The 16597-nt window shown below is 36.9% G+C and carries 14 protein-coding genes and 1 tRNA gene; 3 read left to right on the forward strand and 12 right to left on the reverse strand.

Translation table 11 applies throughout. The annotated features are described in order from the left end of the window. Positions 1-9: 9 nt before the first annotated feature. From ACTTKP_RS03140 to ACTTKP_RS03160, 5 genes are all read right to left on the reverse strand, one after another. Positions 10-1521, reverse strand: a complete 1512-nt coding sequence (locus ACTTKP_RS03140) for a carboxypeptidase M32 (protein WP_442552450.1) — start codon at positions 1519-1521, stop codon at positions 10-12. Between the two features lie 81 nt (positions 1522-1602). Then, positions 1603-4041 (reverse strand): phenylalanine--tRNA ligase subunit beta, encoded by a 2439-nt coding sequence (gene pheT, locus ACTTKP_RS03145; RefSeq protein WP_442552451.1) that lies wholly within the window; start codon positions 4039-4041, stop codon positions 1603-1605. Positions 4042-4170: 129 nt separating this feature from the next. Continuing rightward, positions 4171-5190 (reverse strand): phenylalanine--tRNA ligase subunit alpha, encoded by a 1020-nt coding sequence (pheS, locus tag ACTTKP_RS03150; RefSeq protein WP_442552452.1) that lies wholly within the window; start codon positions 5188-5190, stop codon positions 4171-4173. Between the two features lie 82 nt (positions 5191-5272). Next, positions 5273-6697: a diguanylate cyclase gene (locus tag ACTTKP_RS03155; RefSeq protein ID WP_442552453.1), complete on the reverse strand. Its 1425-nt coding sequence runs from the start codon at positions 6695-6697 to the stop codon at positions 5273-5275. A gap of 31 nt (positions 6698-6728) precedes the next feature. After that, on the reverse strand, positions 6729-7892 hold the full coding sequence (locus ACTTKP_RS03160; RefSeq protein WP_442552454.1) for a PucR family transcriptional regulator: 1164 nt from the start codon (positions 7890-7892) through the stop codon (positions 6729-6731). 236 nt (positions 7893-8128) lie between these two features. On the opposite strand from ACTTKP_RS03160, the gene ACTTKP_RS03165 reads away from it, so the two are divergent. Continuing rightward, a complete protein-coding gene (locus ACTTKP_RS03165; protein ID WP_442552455.1) occupies positions 8129-8662 on the forward strand; it encodes a glutathione peroxidase in 534 nt (177 codons plus the stop codon). A gap of 82 nt (positions 8663-8744) precedes the next feature. On the opposite strand, the gene ACTTKP_RS03170 is transcribed toward ACTTKP_RS03165, so the two are convergent. Together ACTTKP_RS03170 and ACTTKP_RS03175 are read right to left on the reverse strand one after the other, a co-directional pair. Then, a complete protein-coding gene (locus tag ACTTKP_RS03170) occupies positions 8745-9965 on the reverse strand; it encodes an NADP-dependent isocitrate dehydrogenase (protein WP_442552456.1) in 1221 nt (406 codons plus the stop codon). A gap of 57 nt (positions 9966-10022) precedes the next feature. Then, complete coding sequence (locus tag ACTTKP_RS03175) at positions 10023-11000, reverse strand: tRNA-dihydrouridine synthase (RefSeq protein ID WP_442552457.1); 978 nt, start codon at positions 10998-11000, stop codon at positions 10023-10025. Positions 11001-11095: 95 nt separating this feature from the next. On the opposite strand from ACTTKP_RS03175, the gene ACTTKP_RS03180 reads away from it, so the two are divergent. Continuing rightward, positions 11096-11166 (forward strand) — tRNA-Gly (locus ACTTKP_RS03180). A 125-nt stretch (positions 11167-11291) separates the two neighbouring features. Here ACTTKP_RS03180 and ACTTKP_RS03185 read toward each other — a convergent pair. Continuing rightward, the gene (locus ACTTKP_RS03185; RefSeq protein ID WP_023353798.1) at positions 11292-11651 is read right to left on the reverse strand and encodes a response regulator; all 360 of its coding nucleotides are present in this window, start codon (positions 11649-11651) and stop codon (positions 11292-11294) included. A gap of 194 nt (positions 11652-11845) precedes the next feature. Here ACTTKP_RS03185 and ACTTKP_RS03190 point away from each other — a divergent pair, with 194 nt between their 5' ends. Further along, on the forward strand, positions 11846-13036 hold the full coding sequence (locus tag ACTTKP_RS03190) for an alanyl-tRNA editing protein (protein WP_442552458.1): 1191 nt from the start codon (positions 11846-11848) through the stop codon (positions 13034-13036). Here ACTTKP_RS03190 and ACTTKP_RS03195 read toward each other — a convergent pair. From ACTTKP_RS03195 to ACTTKP_RS03210, 4 genes are all read right to left on the reverse strand, one after another. Further along, a complete protein-coding gene (locus ACTTKP_RS03195; RefSeq protein WP_442552459.1) occupies positions 13029-15110 on the reverse strand; it encodes a heavy metal translocating P-type ATPase in 2082 nt (693 codons plus the stop codon). The genes ACTTKP_RS03190 and ACTTKP_RS03195 overlap by 8 nt on opposite strands. A gap of 94 nt (positions 15111-15204) precedes the next feature. Next, the gene (locus tag ACTTKP_RS03200; protein ID WP_442552460.1) at positions 15205-15495 is read right to left on the reverse strand and encodes a DUF6110 family protein; all 291 of its coding nucleotides are present in this window, start codon (positions 15493-15495) and stop codon (positions 15205-15207) included. Positions 15496-15811: 316 nt separating this feature from the next. Continuing rightward, positions 15812-16102: a DUF2325 domain-containing protein gene (locus tag ACTTKP_RS03205; RefSeq protein ID WP_442552461.1), complete on the reverse strand. Its 291-nt coding sequence runs from the start codon at positions 16100-16102 to the stop codon at positions 15812-15814. A 36-nt stretch (positions 16103-16138) separates the two neighbouring features. Continuing rightward, positions 16139-16570 carry a flavodoxin gene (locus ACTTKP_RS03210; protein WP_442552462.1) on the reverse strand — a complete coding sequence of 144 codons (432 nt, stop codon included), beginning with the start codon at positions 16568-16570 and terminating at the stop codon, positions 16139-16141. Positions 16571-16597: the final 27 nt, after the last annotated feature.

Here is a 16597-nt window from a genome sequence, read left to right on the forward strand (position 1 = left end):
TATGTATTTTTATAGCCCATACTCCCTCGTAAACTTTTCTGTGAGATATTCTACATAATAATCTGCATTCAGTTCTTCTCCGGTAGCCAAAAGGAGAATTTCGTTTGTGTTTTTTAACTTCCCATATTTATGTACTTTATCCCTCATCCAGCCTATAACCTGTGAGATTTCACCCTTTCTCAGCAATTCATCAAAGTTCATTTCCTTCTTCATCTGATGATACAGTTGGGCTCCTATCGCATTACCCAGAGCATAGCTCGAAAAATAGCCAAAACTGCCTCCTGCCCAATGCACATCCTGAAGTATACCATCCTTGTAGCTTTCCGGACGAACTCCAAGGTATTCCTCATATAAATCATTCCAGAGTTCAGGAAGCTTATCCACAGGATAGTTCTCATTAAAAATCTTTTTTTCTACCTCATACCTTACAAGCACATGAAGACTGTAAGTAAGTTCATCAGCTTCAGTACGGATAAGTCCTGCCTCAGCACGATTGATAGCTGTTATAAATTTATCAAGCTCCACTCCCTTTAACTGCTCCGGGAAAGTTTCCACAAGCCTTCCATAAATAGGTTCCCAAAATACTTTGCTTCTTCCGATAATATTTTCACAAAACCTTGACTGTGACTCATGAAGCCCCATTGAAGACCCTCCGCCAACAGGAGTCTGCGTAAGCTCATCAGGAATATTCATCTCATAAATTCCATGACCTGCTTCATGAATTATAGAAAATATCGCACTCTCTAAATTGTTTTCATAAAAATGGTTAGTAATTCTCACATCTTTGTTATGAAGATTATTAGTAAAAGGATGCTCGCTTTCTGCTATTACTCCTCTCTCCATATCAAAACCGAGGTATTCTGCTACAAAACTGCAAAATTCTTTCTGCTTATCTATAGGATAGTTCTTAAAAAGAAAATCAAATTCAACCTGAGGTTTTTCACTAATTCTCTTAAGAAGAGGAACAATTGCTTCTTTCAGCCTTCCAAAAAACCTGTCCAATACCTCCTGATTAAAGCCTTCCTCAAAGTCATTCAGCAATACATCATACGGCTTCTCACCTTCTTTAAGTCTGTATCCTGCAAATTTTCTGTTATATTCTATAAGAGATGTAAGTGTAGGCATAAATTTACTGAAATCATCAGCATTTTTAGCCTCAGCCCATTTAGATCCTCCCATAGCCTGTAATTCAGAGTACGCCTGATACTCCTCTGAAGGTATGTTTTCTAAAATTTCATAATTCTTCTTAAGCTGTTTTACTATCCCTTTTTCTACATCAGTGAGGTTATCTGCCTTACCTGCTTTTATTTCTTCTGAAAGTTTATAAACTATAGTTTTAACTTCATCATTCATAATAGCATTATAGGCTTCTCCTGCTAAAACGCCTACAATTTTAGCAGTCTGTTCCACCGCCGCCTTTGGGGCAAGTGTTTCTGTATCCCACTCGAATAAGCGGATGGAAGTATCCATTGCTTCGGCTTTATCCAAATACGGTTTCAATGCAGCGAAATCGTTATTCATGCTATCTCCTCTCTAAATTATACACTACTTATATCATTATCCACTATTTTATGATTATTTGCAACTAAAATATTGCAACTATCAACTTCTTAATACAGCTCCTATAACCTCAAGCCCCTTTAATATGCTTTCCATTACAGCATTTATCTCTGCTTCTTCTAAGGTCTTTTCCTTATTTCTGAATGTGATTGAATAAGCCATAGACTTTTTGTCTGCTCCTATTCTTTCTCCCTCATAAATATCAAAAAGCTCAAGATTTTCTAAGATACCGCCACCATTGTTTCTTATTGCTCCCTCTATTTCACCTGCTGTGAGTTTTTTATCCATAATAAGGCTTATATCTCTTACAACAGCCGGGAACTTAGCAATACCTTCGTATTTCACACCAAAATCTGCCTTTTCACAAATTTTACTTAAATCAATATTGGCAATATAGGTTCTTTCACTTATACCATAGGCTTCCTGTACCAGCGGATGTACTTCACCAAGATAACCTACCGGCTCTCCATCGTAAATAATCTCTGCCTGTCTTCCCGGATGAAGGAAGGTCTTGCCGGCATCTGCCTTATAAGAAGGAAGCTTTTTCATACCGACTTTATATAAGAATTCTTCAACAACTCCTTTTAATACAAAGAAATCTCCTTCTCCATACATACCAAGACAGAATTGTTTTTTCTCCTCAGGATAATCTGCAAGCGGAAGCTCCTTTGCAATGTAAATATTTGATATTTCATAAAGTCTTACATTCTTATTTCTTCTTGCTGAATTGGTTCCAAGGGAGGTAATCATACCGTTTACAATCTGGGTACGCATTATGGAATAGTCCTCACCAAGAGGATTCATAAGTTTAATGCTTTCTCTTTCCTTAGCATCTTCAGGCAGCATAAGTTTCTCAAATACCTTAGGACTTTCAAAAGAGAAGGTCATACCTTCACAGAAGCCAAACTGCTCAGCAAGCGCCCTTGCCTTACCTTCTATCTCCATCTGTAAAGTCTCTCCGCCCGCTGTTGATTCTCCGCTTGGAAGAGTGGTAGGTATCTTATCATATCCGAAGAACCTTGCAAGTTCCTCAGCAATATCCGCATTACGAAGTAAATCCTGTCTGAAATAAGGTACTGTTACAGTTTTTCCATCATCATTTATCTTAATTTCAAGCCTTTTAAAATACCCGTCTGCCTCTTCTCTGCTTATATTAGTACCAAGCAAACGGTTGCAGGCATCAAGATCAAATTCTACTATTCTGTCGCCTTCTTTTATAGGATAAACATCTACTACTCCACCTACTACCTCACCTGCACCGATTTCCTCTATGAGCTGGCAGGCTCTGTTCATAGCAAGCAGAGCTGTGTTTGGGTGAAGCCCTTTTTCAAATTTGCCTGAAGCATCAGTTCTAAGTCCTACCTTCTTACTTGAAAGGCGGATATTGGTACCGTCAAAGCAGGCTGCTTCAAGGAGAACTGTATCAAGATTGTCATTTATTTTTGAGTTCTCACCACCCATAATACCGGCTATACCTACTGCTTTTTTACCATCTTTTATAAGCAGAACTGTATCGTCAAGTTCTCTTTCTTCTCCGTCAAGTGTGGTAAATTTCTCTCCCTTAACAGCTCTTTCTACTATAATCTTCCTATCCTCAATAGTAGAAAGGTCATAGGCATGCATAGGCTGACTCATCTCTGTCATTACATAGTTTGTAATATCTACTATATTATTGATAGGACGGATACCTACCGAAGAAAGCCTGCGTTGCATCCAAAGTGGGGAAGGTGCTATTTTTACATTTTTAACCACTCTTGCAACAAAACGCTTGCAAAGTTCATTATCTTTAATTTCAACAGAAATATAATCTTCTGCCTTCTCGGAATTTCCTGTTTCTTTTATTACAGGAGGCTTAAACTCCTTACGGAAGGTAGCTGCCGCCTCTCTGGCTATACCCTCTATACCGAAGCAGTCTACCCTGTTACTGGTTACTTCATATTCCACAAGGGCATCTCTTAAACCGAGTGCTTCTAAAGCATAGCTTCCAAGTTTAAGCTCACTTCCGCCCTCTATTTTATTGAAAATATAAAGTCCTTCTTCATCCACTTCAGGATAGTAAGTCTTATCCCTGCCAAGCTCGTCTATGGAGCACATCATTCCATAAGAATCAACTCCTCTAAGCTTGCCTGCCTTTATTTCAAAACCTCCTGCAGCCCTGTTTCCTGAGTGATCACAGGCTACCTTACCACCATCAAGCACTACCGGAACCACAGCTCCTTCAAAAACATTCGGTGCACCTGTAACTATCTGCACCTCTTTACCTGCTTCATCTACCTGTACCTGACAGATAACAAGCTTATCTGCATCAGGATGCTGCTCTATTTTATTTATTCTTCCTACTATGATTTTATCTAAATTTTTATCAAAATACTCTACACTTTCAGCCTTAGTTCCGCTAAGTGTCATTGCATCCATATACTCTGCCGGGCTGCAGTCAAGCTCCGGCACCATTTCTTTTATCCATGATAAAGGTGTATTCATGTTAATCTCCTCTTACTTACTTGATTTTAAGCTAAGCCTAAAATTCTATCGCTGTAGAATATAGTCAAAACTTATACTAACTATGCAATTTTCATTAGACAGCTTTTACTGTTATCAATCATCCACATCCTAGAACTGCCTTAAGAAACGCACATCATTCTCATAAAGAAGGCGCATATCATCTACCTCATACTTAAGGAGAGCAATTCTCTCAAGTCCCATACCAAAAGCAAAGCCTTGATATTCCTTAGGATCTATTCCACGCATCTCAAGTACATGAGGATGTACCATTCCACAACCAAGAATCTCAATCCAGCCCTCATTTTTACAGAAACGACAGCCCTTTCCTCCACACTTGAAGCAGGAAACATCCATTTCTGCCGATGGCTCTGTAAATGGGAAATGGTGCGGTCTAAACTTCACTCTTGTATCCTCACCGAAGATTCTTCTTGCAAACTCTGCAAGAGTTCCCTTCAGGTCTGCAAATGTCACACTCTTATCTATTACAAGCCCTTCAACCTGATGGAAAGAAGGTGAATGTGTAGCATCAACCTCATCTGAACGGAATACTCTTCCCGGAGCAATAATTCTGATAGGCGGTTTTTCTTTTTCCATCACATGTACCTGAACCGATGAAGTCTGGGTACGAAGCAGAAGCTTATCATTTATATAAAATGTATCCTGTTCATCCTTTGCAGGATGATTTGCAGGAATATTCAACGCTTCAAAATTATAGTAATCATATTCTATCTCAGGACCGTCTACCACCTGATATCCCATACCTATGAAGATTTTCTTTACTTCATCAAGAGCTATGGTATTTGGATGTCTATGCCCTATCATAGGCTTTTTTGCAGGAAGAGTAACATCTATAGTTTCCGTAGCCAGTTTTAAGTCCAACATCTTTTTTTCAAACTCTTTTTTGCGTTCTTCAAGCCTTTTTTCAATAGTTTCTCTCGCCTCATTCACAAGCTGACCCACCTTCGGTCTGTCCTCAGGTGCTACATCTTTGAGACTTTTTAATACCTGAGTGAGTTCACCCTTTTTACCCAGAAAACTTACCCTTGCTTCATTAAGTTTATCTCCATCTACAGCTTCTTCAATCTGCTTTAATGCAGAATTTACAATTTCTCTTAATTTCTCTTTCATCTTTTTCCTCCAACATCCATTCCTATTCAACAAAAAAGCCCCTGCATAATGCGGGGGCATTTTATAAGCTTAAAGTCAAGCCCTACATCTGTATTATCCTATAGCTGTTTCTTCCAATCTTCTTTTCTTCATACAATGCCTCATCAGCTCTCTTAAGGAAATCAGCTATAGTTTTTCCTTGTGAAAATATATCAAAGCAAACTCCCTGTGTAACTGTGACTACATCTGCTGCCTTTGAATATTTATGCTCCATCGCATTTCCCTGTACATTTTTCTTAAGTGATTTCACAAACCCTTCTACTTCGCTGTACAGCAGTCCCGGATATATAATTACGAATTCATCTCCGCCATATCTTGCAGCATAAATCTTAGGACAGTCCTGAACCAGCTTCTGTAACTCGCCTGCAATCATTTTAATACACTCGTCACCATTCTGATGCCCATAGTTATCATTATACTGTTTAAAATAATCTATATCCAGAATTTCAACCCCTAAGGTCTTCTGATTTGCATGGAGATACTTTTCAAGTTCTACAGAATACTCATCATAAGACATTCTATTAGGAAGTCCTGTCAAAGCATCAATTTCCGATTTCTTTTGCAATACAAGATTTTCTCTAAGATACCCTACCAGGTTATTGATACTTTCCACAACAAGGTTTATCTCACTTATAGATCTTATATTCAGCCTTGTATTAGGTATAACTCCAACTTCCAGCTGCCTTAAATAAAAAACTATGTTATTTATTGTATTCAAAAACTGTGAAATAATAATAAATATAATAATTATAATTACTCCAATAATAAAAAGAGTAAAAAGAGCTACCTTTATAACTGCCTTACCGATTTCATGGTTCATCTCCCTGATGCTCCTGCCAACCACAACAGCACCTACTACAAAACCGTCTTTATCTTCAAGTACTCTGTAAAGACAGAATATCATATCTCCTGCAACATTAGCTTCTCCGGAGTATACACCTTTCCTATCAAGTTCATCAGCAACATTCTTGGTCATAAAAGTCCCTAAAATTGATTTTCCACCCTCGCCCAAGGTACTGCCTGCCACCCTGTAATAATGACCTACCTCATATCCCAGCTTCTGCTCCTGTGCAGCTTTAAATTTGGGATCGTCATCACTTACTTTCATAAAAATATATGCCATTGTTCCTGTTTTTGCATAATGCTCCAAAAATGGTGCTAAATTGGCATTGTCAGCTGTCCCATCTCCAATTGCATAATCACCAAAGAAGATAGTATCTCCTCTTACATTCCATTTTGCCTCATTATCATTCCCTGATACCAAATCCTTGACATAATTAATATCAGCTTCAAGCCTGCTTGCTATAAGCCTCTCTTCAAGACTTGTTATAGTCCCCGACACAACGAAACTTACAAAAAACACTATAATAATAGCAATGATAATCCCTGCCAGTACAATTTTAGAATTAATAGTACTTAACCCTAATTTTTCTCGTGATTTTTCTTTTAATTTTTCATATATCCGCATTATTCTCTCCGTAAATACATTATTTTAAATACTATACCATATTTTTTAATTCATAGAGCCTGAGTGCAAGCTCAAGCTTAAATCTGCTGTTAGCATTGTCTACAGCCAAGTCCATAATTTCCTCTGTTTTCTTCAGCCTGTACTTTGCAGTATTATAATGTATATAATTGGTTTCGGAGGCTCTTGTTAAGCTCCAGCTTGCATTTATAAGTTCCTTCAAAAAAGCATAATATTCCGTTTCATTATCCCTGTCATACTCAATTAGCTTTCTAAGAGGACTCATAAGTTCTCCTGCAAGTATATCCTTATTTACAGCATTATTTAAAAACGAGAAAAGTTCCAAATCCTTATATTCATGAACCATTCCAAGCCCTAGCATGCTTCTGCCTATCTTCACCGCCTCTTTTGCACCTTTATAGGATATTGGAACATCAAAAATGCTGTTCACCTCATTCCCAATTCCCACAGTATAAGTAAATCCGTATTCTGCCATCGAATCTTTCATAACTTTTTTTATAAGCATTTCTTTATGCTCATAGTAATTACTGTCTGTCTCAAACAAAAAGATAATGCTGTCACTGTTTTGATAGTTATAAAAAGTCATGCCTGCATCTAAAAAATTATTTCTCAGATCCCTAAACATCTTTTCCTTAACAGCCTCTATTTTACCACTGGATTCTTTTAAATCTACAGTCTTCTTCTTATAACCGTCCAAATCAAAAATAACAACCACAATATTATCCTGTATTTTCCAACCGTTAAGCTTACTTCTTATGGAAAGTTCTTCCCGTGATTTTATATTTCCCGTAAAAATATCAAGTACAAGTTCCTGTTTCAAATCCTTTTCTACTCTTGCCACCGAAAGCTTTTCCTTATTAACAAGAATAAATATATCTGAAACATATTTAAGAGCCTTCTTTTGAAACTCTGAAGCCTCCTTTTCAGGCATCATCACCTCAATCTTGCCCAAAAGCTCACCATTAACTCTGATAAGATGTTCAAATTTTTCAGAACTTCCTACTTTGTCCTTACTGCCCATAACAATTTTCTTGTCATAGACATAGTTATAAAAAATAAAATCACATTTTAAGATGCTCTGCAAATATTCCATTATAGGCTCACCGGTTCTATTATCAATTCCCAGCCGTATAAAATTTTGCAAAACATCAAGTTCTTTCAACACCTCTTCAACCATGAAATCATCTCCGCCTTCGACCATATATAAAGCATTATATAATCTTATTTTAAGTTTATCAAGATTAATCGTTTATAACAAGTAATAATATAAAGATAAATGTTTTTAAATATATACAAATGATTCAATTTAATTGTGCACAATTTTAGTTATTTTACATGTAGTATTTTTTCTTTAAAAATGTTATCATTGACTGCATCAAATTTAAGTTGCTTTATTAAGCAGAGGAGGAAAACATGAGTATTTATAATTTCAGTGTTAAAAATGTAGAAGGCGGTATGACAAGTCTTTCAGAATATAAGGGAAAAGTTCTTCTTATAGTAAATATTGCTACAGGATGCGGTCTTACACCACAGCTTGAAGACCTTGAGAAGTTATATCAGAAATACAACAAAGACGGTTTTGAAATAATCGGCTTCCCTTGCGGGCAGTTCCTTGACCAGAATCCTGAAGACGGAAAAGAAACAGTTAAGTTCTGTATGGTAAACTACGGTGTTACTTTTGAGAATTTCGAGAAACTCGAAGTAAATGGCGAGAATGCACATCCTCTTTTCAAATACCTCAAAGAGCAGAAGCCTGAGGAAGTAACCAACGCAGCTACAGCAGGCTTACTTGAGAAACTCGCAAGCCTTGGACAGGTTTTTCCGGGTAGTGAGATTAATTGGAACTTCACCAAGTTCTTAGTTGATAAGGATGGAAATGTAGTTGAAAGATTTTCACCAACTGTAACAAGCGAAGATATGGATGCTTACGTTAAAAAGCTTCTGTAATAATCAGTTTTCATTCACCAATAAAAATCATCGCCACATATCAGGATAACTCCTAATATATGACGATAATTTTATTTTTTCATTATATCATCAGTTCCAAACTTTTTTCCAGCCTCTTTCTTATAGCCTTAATAAACCCCTCAGTATCAGCTGCAGTCACATTTTTAAGAGTGGTAATGTCTGCCAAGTCTTTTGTCATAGTTCCACTTTCAACAGTGTCAATTACAGCCTTCTCAAGTTTATCCGCAAAACTAACCAGCTCACTGAGTCCGTCTAACTCTCCCCTTTTTCTAAGCGCCCCGCTCCAGGCAAAGATTGTAGCTATGGAGTTGGTAGATGTCTTCTCTCCCTCAAGATGCCTGTAATAATGCCTTTGTACAGTGCCATGAGCCGCCTCATACTCCCAAACTCCCTTTGGAGATACAAGTACAGATGTCATCATCGACAACGAACCGAAGGCTGTCGCAAGCATATCACTCATCACATCTCCATCATAATTCTTACAAGCCCAAATAAAACCGCCTTCGCTTCTTATCACCCTTGCTACCGCATCATCTATTAATGTGTAAAAATAAGTAATTCCTTTATTCTTAAATTTATCTTTATATTCATTCTCATATATTTCCGCAAAAATATCTTTGAAAGTATGATCATATTTCTTTGAAATCGTATCTTTAGAAGAAAACCAAAGGTCAACTCCCAATTCAAGAGCATACTCAAAGCAGGCTCTTGCAAAGCTTTCTATTGATACATTTAAGTTATGTATGCCCTGAATAACTCCTGCCCCTTTAAATTCATGTATTAATTCTCTAGTTTCAGTTCCATCCTCTGAAGTAAACACAAGTTCCGCTTTTCCCGGACAATCTACTTTAATTTCTGTATTTTTATATACATCTCCATAGGCATGGCGGGCAATAGTTATAGGCTCTTTCCATGTACGCACATAAGGCTCTATTCCTTTCACAAGAATAGGTGTCCTAAACACCGTTCCATCCAACATGGCTCTTATTGTTCCGTTCGGACTCTTCCACATTTCTTTAAGATTGTACTCTTTCACCCTTGCTGCATTCGGTGTAATAGTGGCACATTTAACCGCAACTCCATACTTTAGTGTAGCCTTAGCAGATTCTACAGTCACCTCATCATCAGTTTCATTTCTATATTTAAGCCCCAAATCATAGTATTCCGACTTCAAATTAATAAAAGGATTTATCAGTTCATCCTTTATCATCTTCCAAATAACCCTTGTCATCTCATCTCCGTCCATTTCAACTAACGGAGTCTTCATCTCTATTTTTGCCATAACCTACCTCCTCAATACATTCTTATCTGTAAAGATTAGCACAACCCCTCTCTTATATCAAGCCTGTTTTATCCTGCAATTTGAAAATAATACATTTACTGCCGCCCTGTATTCCGCTACTCCTTTCGCCTTCTTAATATCTTTTAAATAATGCTCTGAATCCTCAAAACTTTCTTTAACATAAAACCATAATTCCTTCATCTTAAGAATGGCGGCATTACTCCCGTTAAATTCCTCTAAATATCCGAACAATAAGTCATCCAAATATAGTCGCAATCGCTTACTCCTATCCATATTATTCACAGCTATAATGTCTTCTGCCAAAAATGGATTTCTAAGTAGTCCTCTTCCTATCATAATATGGTTAAGATTTGAAAATTCATGTGCCAAATCTTTTATATCACTTACATTGTTAAGTTCACCATTAAAGCAAAGTCCATCAATTCTTCCTTTTTCAGAATATTCCTGTAATGCCAAAGAAAAACTTTCTTTGTGAACCTTTCCTTTATAAAATTCCATCCTTGTCCTCGGATGAATAATCAACTTAGCTAATGGAAATTTTTTATATACAGAGAGAATTTCTGCAAATTCATCCGCTTCATTATATCCTATCCTGGTTTTTATAGATACCAGCAGTCCCATTTTTTCTGATTCACTATAGATGCCATCCAAGAGTTTACGAAGGCTGTCTAAATCTTTTAAAGCTCCTGCTCCCCTGCCCTTATTAACCACAGTTCCTGACGGACAACCAAGGTTTATATTTATTTCTTCATAGCCAAGTTCCATAAGCTTTTTTGCTGTAAGATTAAAGGCTTCATACGAGTTAGTAAGTATCTGCGGAATTATTTTTAAGCCGTCATTATTTTTCGGCATTAATTCTTTTATGTCTTTTTTATCTAATCCCCTCTTCTCCTTCGGAGTTATAAAAGGAGTATAGTAATCTGTCACCCCTTTAAAATGTCGGTCAAATGTTTTTCTAAAAATTCTCCCTGTTATCCCTTCCATCGGTGCAAAACTTATAAAATAATCTACCATCAGCCCTCTCTTTTCTAAACTGTCTAAAATTTGAACTTTACAAAATTAATGCTTGGGATTATAATAATATATGGATGTCAAAATAAGTATCATAAGCAGATGTAGTTCATCGGTAGAATGCGACCTTCCCAAGGTTGAGAGGCGGGTTCGATTCCCGTCATCTGCTTTTTATTTTTGCCTCATAATTCCTATAATTAGACAACAAACTAAGACCATTTTCTCTTAAGAAAACAGCCTTAGTTTATTTTATCTCAATATTTAAAATTTAATATCTTAAATTTAATATCTTAATTATTTAATCTTAGCAAGAGACTCCAATACCCTGTCCTGCTGGAAAGGCTTTACAATAAAGTCCTTTGCTCCACTCTGAATAGACTCAATAACCATAGCCTGCTGTCCCATAGCGGAACACATAACTACATTTGCTGCGGCATCAAATTCTTTAATCTTCTTAAGACACTGCAAGCCGTCACACTCAGGCATTGTTATATCAAGAGTAACGATGTCCGGTTTCAGCTCTTTATACTTTTCAAATCCGTCATTTCCATTAACACCCTCACCTACAACCTCATAACCATTCTTTGAGAGGATGTCCTTAAGCATCATTCTCATAAAAGCCGCATCATCCACTACCAACACTCTCTTAGCCATTATTATACTTCCTTTCACATATTTTAAATATTATTTAGACTTCAGCTTAAAATTATAACATGCAGATTCCTGTTCTGAAAACCTATTATACTGTATTTTAATATATTTTTCAACCTCTGATACTAGCATTTTTTTATTATTGTCATTATAATGATGTTTAGCAATAGTTAAATATCATTTTGAAAGGAAGATTTATGCCTACTATTAAACTTTATGATGACTTGCCATACTGTACTTACTTTACTGCAAACATACTTAATCTGACTCCTTATAAAAACAATACCTGTAAATTAATCCTTGACCGGACTCTTTTCTTTCCTGAATCAGGAGGTCAGTCCTGTGATAAAGGCATAATTTCTATAGGAAATATTAATGTTATAGTTGAAAATGTTATGATAGATGAAAAAAACACTATAACTCATATTATAAGTTCTGAGCATAATCTTGAAATCTCTGCAGAAACCACTGTATATGGCGAAATAAATTGGGAACATCGTTTTTATAATATGCAGCAGCATAGTGGTGAACATATCTTTTCCGGCATAGTGAAAAAGAAATACGGCTATGAAAATGTAGGCTTTCATCTATCCGATAATATAGTAACCATGGATTATGACGGCTATCTTACTCCGGAACAGGTTGCCGAAATAGAATTTGAAGTAAATAAAACTATATATGAAAACAAAGATATAATCTGTTATTATCCGGATTCAGATGAACTAAAAAATATAGATTACAGATGTAAGAGCGAATTGACAGGAAATATAAGGATTGTTGAAATTAAAGATACCGACATCTGTGCCTGCTGTTGTCCACATGTAAGAAAAACCGGCGAAATAGGCATTTTTAAAGTGCTCTCTTCAATCCGCTACAAAGGCGGAGTAAGACTTTCAATTCTCTGCGGTTTCAGAGCTTTAGCATATTTTAATACCTTATCAAAACTCTCTGACAGCCTTAGAGCCTTACTTTCTTCTGAACAGAGCGAGATTATAACTAATGTTACTTCTCTGAAAAGCGAAAGAGATTCATTAAAGACAAGGCTAAGAGATATTACTAAAAATTTATTAATATCAGATATTGATAAAATTTTAACAACTTCTCCTGCCATTATATTTGTAGAAGAAAGTGATGCTAAGAGTCTGCGGGAGGCTCTAAATTACTTAGTTGGCAAGAGGAATAATTATTGTGCCTTACTTACAGGAAATGACAAAAAAGGCTATTCCTACCTTATTGGTAGCAACAGCCTTGATACATTGCTAATTCAAACTAAATTAAAAGAATGTTTTAATGCTAAGGGAGGCGGTAAAAAGGAAATGATACAGGGGTTTGTGAATACTTCAAAATCAGAGCTTGAATCCCTTCTCAATACTTTTCCTTTTATTTAAAATCCATAAGATTGGTTGTGGAATGTACTCCTATAGCAAGTGTGGACAGGTTATGCACAAGGGCTGAAGTGGTTGGTCTTATAACGCCAAATACTCCCAGCCCTATAAGTCCTCCATTAATGCCCACTATGCTTCTATAATTGCTATTTATTCTCTTCATAAGCGAATTTGAAAGCATCTTTAATTTAACTAATTCATTCAAATTATCTGCCACTATTGTTATGTCTGCAATTTCTCTGGCAAGTTCCGCCCCATCACTTATAGCTATTCCACAGTCTGCCGCAGAAAGTGCCGGAGAATCGTTGATGCCATCTCCTACCATTATAACTTTTCTTCCTTTCGCCTTCTCCTCTTCTACAAACCTTGCCTTATCTTCAGGAAGTACCTCTGCATAGTACTTATCTACTCCAACCTGTGCAGCTACCGCCCTTGCAGTCCTTTTATTATCTCCGGTCATCATTACTACTTTTTTAATTCCAAGAACCCTAAGTTTACTTATTACCTCTCTTGCCTCTTCTCTTACAGGATCAGAAATACAGATTACTGCCGAAAGCTTACCTTCTATCGCCATATAAAGATGAGATGAATCCTCAGGTATATTCGCAAATCTATCTTCAAGCCCTTTTGGAACAATAACACCCTCATCTTCAAAAACAAAATGATAACTTCCTATGATTACTTTTTTATCCGAAATACTGCTGCTTATTCCATGTGCAACAATATAATTTACTTTGGAATGCATCTCATCATGCTTTAATCCTTTTTTTCTTGCAGCCTCTACTACTGCATTTGCCATAGAGTGAGGAAAATGTTCTTCAAGACAGGCTGCTATCCTAAGTAATTCATCTTCATTCCTGTCTTCAAATGAAATCACAGAAGTTACAACAGGTTCAGCCTTTGTAAGAGTACCGGTTTTATCAAACACTATAGTTTCTGCATCTGCAACAGCTTCTAAGAATTTTCCTCCCTTAACCGTAATACCATTTTCAGAAGCCTCTCTAATAGCAGAAAGTACCGACACAGGCATAGCTAATTTAAGTGCACATGAAAAATCTACCATAAGCACAGCCAGTGCCTTAGTCACATTTCTCGTAAGGAGATAAACAAGTCCCGTACCTGCAAGAGTATAAGGAACTAATTTATCCGCAAGCCTAAGTGCCTTACCTTCGGCTCCTGACTTAAGTTTCTCTGTCTCTTCTATCATTTTTACAATCTTTTCAAACTTGGAATTGCCTCCGGTCTTCTTAACCTTAAAAGTGATTTCACCCTCCTCAATCACTGTACCTGCAAAAACTGTACTTCCAACTTCCTTCCTTACAGCCTCACTTTCTCCGGTCATAGAAGCCTGATTTATCATAGCTTCACCCTCTGTCACTACTCCGTCAAACGGCACCACTCCGCTTAAATGAACCAGAACCTCATCATCTTCCTTTACTTCGGAGTAATTAACCAAAACTTCAGTATTATCTTTCTTAAGCCATACCTTGCTTATATTTAGCGAAAGCACCCCTGCAAGGTCTGCCGTTGTCTTCTTTTCGGTCCATTCTTCTAAAAGCTCACCTATTTTAAGTAAAAACATAACCGAGCCTGCCGTCCTAAAGTCTCTTCTAAGCACGGAAACTCCCACAGCTGCTCCATCTAACAACGCCACCTCTATCTTACCTCTAAAAAGGCATTTAAGTCCTGCTCTCACATATTTAAATGACTTAAACATTATAAATCCCATCCTAAGCGGAGACGGCATAAATGTACGCCTTAAAAACCGCACGGCAATCATCCTGACCAGCTTGTCCTGATACTTAGCATTCAATGCCCTACTTGAATTTTTGATAAATTCTTCAGGTGCTTCAAACCGTTCATAGTTAAATTTCTGAAGAGCAGCCACTATATTCCACTTATCTCCATTAAACTTAATTGTAGCTGTACAAGTCCTATCCGCTACTCTTGTAAAGGTCACTCCTCTTATATGCCTGATATAATAAACTAAGGTATCAGCCTGCTCAAAACTCATGCTTTTTTGCAAAATCTGTATCCTTATTCTACTATCCGACTCCGACAATATTTTAAATTTCATATTTTACCTCAATTTCACCCTTTATAATACTGCAGATAAAGAAAAATCCCATAGAGAGCTAAAACTAACTGCTAACTCCCTATGGGCTTAATTCTTACTCTTCTTCAACTTCTTTATATGTATCAGAAGTATCTTCAAATATAGCTTCTTCAGCAGCCTTTCTGTCCTCGTTGATATCCATTGCATCTTCATAGATATCTTCACAATTCTCTCTCAAGGTTTCTGTACGCTGTAATGCGTAATCCTTAACCCTAAGTGCCGCAGCAGTTACATGCGTGTAGCATTTTTTTGCATCTTTACTGAGCAACGCCTTAAGTCCAATCGTTCCAAATGCAACTCCACCTATAAACAAACCTACTTTCTTCCAATCACCTTTATCCCACATCTCAGGACCTCCTTTTATTTTAAGATTGCTAAGATGTCAAACTGCCGTATCAAAATTCTTAAATACAAGTTTTCGGCTTTGAGTAATACCTGTTTCACATCAATTACAATTTGATTATATCAATTGAAATTTTTATTTTCAATTATTTTTTAACATTTCTTTAATTTTTTTACATAAAAATGCCTCTTATAAATATTGACTTTCATTATTGCACGAAACTGACTTCTATTATCAAAAAATCAGCTTAAAACAATGTAAAAAAAGAAGAATAGCACATAATATGCTACCCTTCTAATTATCTTTAATCAGACCAAATCTAAGCCATAGCCGGCATAACAGTATCAAGAATCTCATTTAACGCAGTACCGCTGCTTGTATGACTCCTGATAATGTTAGCTTTACACTTCTCTGCTTCCGCTAAGGCAGTGCGCACCATCTTGTGTGATACAGTGTTTGTAAATAGTATCAGAAGATCCGGAGAGCCTATCTGCCCGCTTAAATTAGCAGACATCTGTGTAAATACTTTTGCCTTGCATTTATGTTCTTTACAAATTTTCTTATACATACAAACCATACGGTCATGACCGCCTACTATAACCACACTCATAATGCACCTCTCATCACTATATAAGTTTACTGTTTCTTATGCCTGTGCAAGCTGTTTACCAAGCTCTTTACACTTTTCTATTCCTTCAGCATCAGGCTCGAGATTGCAGATAATACCCTCATCACCAACAACTGTTGCTCCTGCCGCCTTCATTCTTTCTACCCAGTCACTCATCCATGTGCCGTCGCCCCAGTCATAAGAACCAAAAAGACCTATAACCTTGCCCGATACATGTGCCTCAAGCTCTGCCACAAAAGGCTCCATTTCACACTCCTCAAGCACTTCTGAACCCATAGCAGGACATCCAAGTGCAAAAGCCTTCTCTTCCTTAAGTACATCTATTGAAGCTGAGCCAACCTCAAGTAATTCTACCTCAGCACCTGCTGCCTTAACTCCCTCTGCAACTGCTTCTGCCATTGCTTGAGTATTTCCTGTCTGTGACCAATAAACTACACTAATCTTACTCATAATAAACCCTCTTTCTGTGTATTCACA

Origin of the sequence: Catonella sp. (assembly GCF_052169795.1) — a bacterium.
Lineage (GTDB): Bacteria > Bacillota > Clostridia > Lachnospirales > Lachnospiraceae > Catonella.

Excerpts from the sequence above, each read along its gene's own strand:
- ACTTKP_RS03140 (WP_442552450.1), bottom strand. The coding sequence starts at position 1,521 with ATGAATAACGATTTCGCTGCATTGAAACCGTATTTGGATAAAGCCGAA.
- pheT (WP_442552451.1), bottom strand. The coding sequence starts at position 4,041 with ATGAATACACCTTTATCATGGATAAAAGAAATGGTGCCGGAGCTTGAC.
- pheS (WP_442552452.1), bottom strand. The coding sequence starts at position 5,190 with ATGAAAGAGAAATTAAGAGAAATTGTAAATTCTGCATTAAAGCAGATT.
- ACTTKP_RS03155 (WP_442552453.1), bottom strand. The coding sequence starts at position 6,697 with ATGCGGATATATGAAAAATTAAAAGAAAAATCACGAGAAAAATTAGGG.
- ACTTKP_RS03160 (WP_442552454.1), bottom strand. The coding sequence starts at position 7,892 with ATGGTTGAAGAGGTGTTGAAAGAACTTGATGTTTTGCAAAATTTTATA.
- ACTTKP_RS03165 (WP_442552455.1), top strand. The coding sequence starts at position 8,129 with ATGAGTATTTATAATTTCAGTGTTAAAAATGTAGAAGGCGGTATGACA.
- ACTTKP_RS03170 (WP_442552456.1), bottom strand. The coding sequence starts at position 9,965 with ATGGCAAAAATAGAGATGAAGACTCCGTTAGTTGAAATGGACGGAGAT.
- ACTTKP_RS03175 (WP_442552457.1), bottom strand. The coding sequence starts at position 11,000 with ATGGTAGATTATTTTATAAGTTTTGCACCGATGGAAGGGATAACAGGG.
- ACTTKP_RS03185 (WP_023353798.1), bottom strand. The coding sequence starts at position 11,651 with ATGGCTAAGAGAGTGTTGGTAGTGGATGATGCGGCTTTTATGAGAATG.
- ACTTKP_RS03190 (WP_442552458.1), top strand. The coding sequence starts at position 11,846 with ATGCCTACTATTAAACTTTATGATGACTTGCCATACTGTACTTACTTT.
- ACTTKP_RS03195 (WP_442552459.1), bottom strand. The coding sequence starts at position 15,110 with ATGAAATTTAAAATATTGTCGGAGTCGGATAGTAGAATAAGGATACAG.
- ACTTKP_RS03200 (WP_442552460.1), bottom strand. The coding sequence starts at position 15,495 with ATGTGGGATAAAGGTGATTGGAAGAAAGTAGGTTTGTTTATAGGTGGA.
- ACTTKP_RS03205 (WP_442552461.1), bottom strand. The coding sequence starts at position 16,102 with ATGAGTGTGGTTATAGTAGGCGGTCATGACCGTATGGTTTGTATGTAT.
- ACTTKP_RS03210 (WP_442552462.1), bottom strand. The coding sequence starts at position 16,570 with ATGAGTAAGATTAGTGTAGTTTATTGGTCACAGACAGGAAATACTCAA.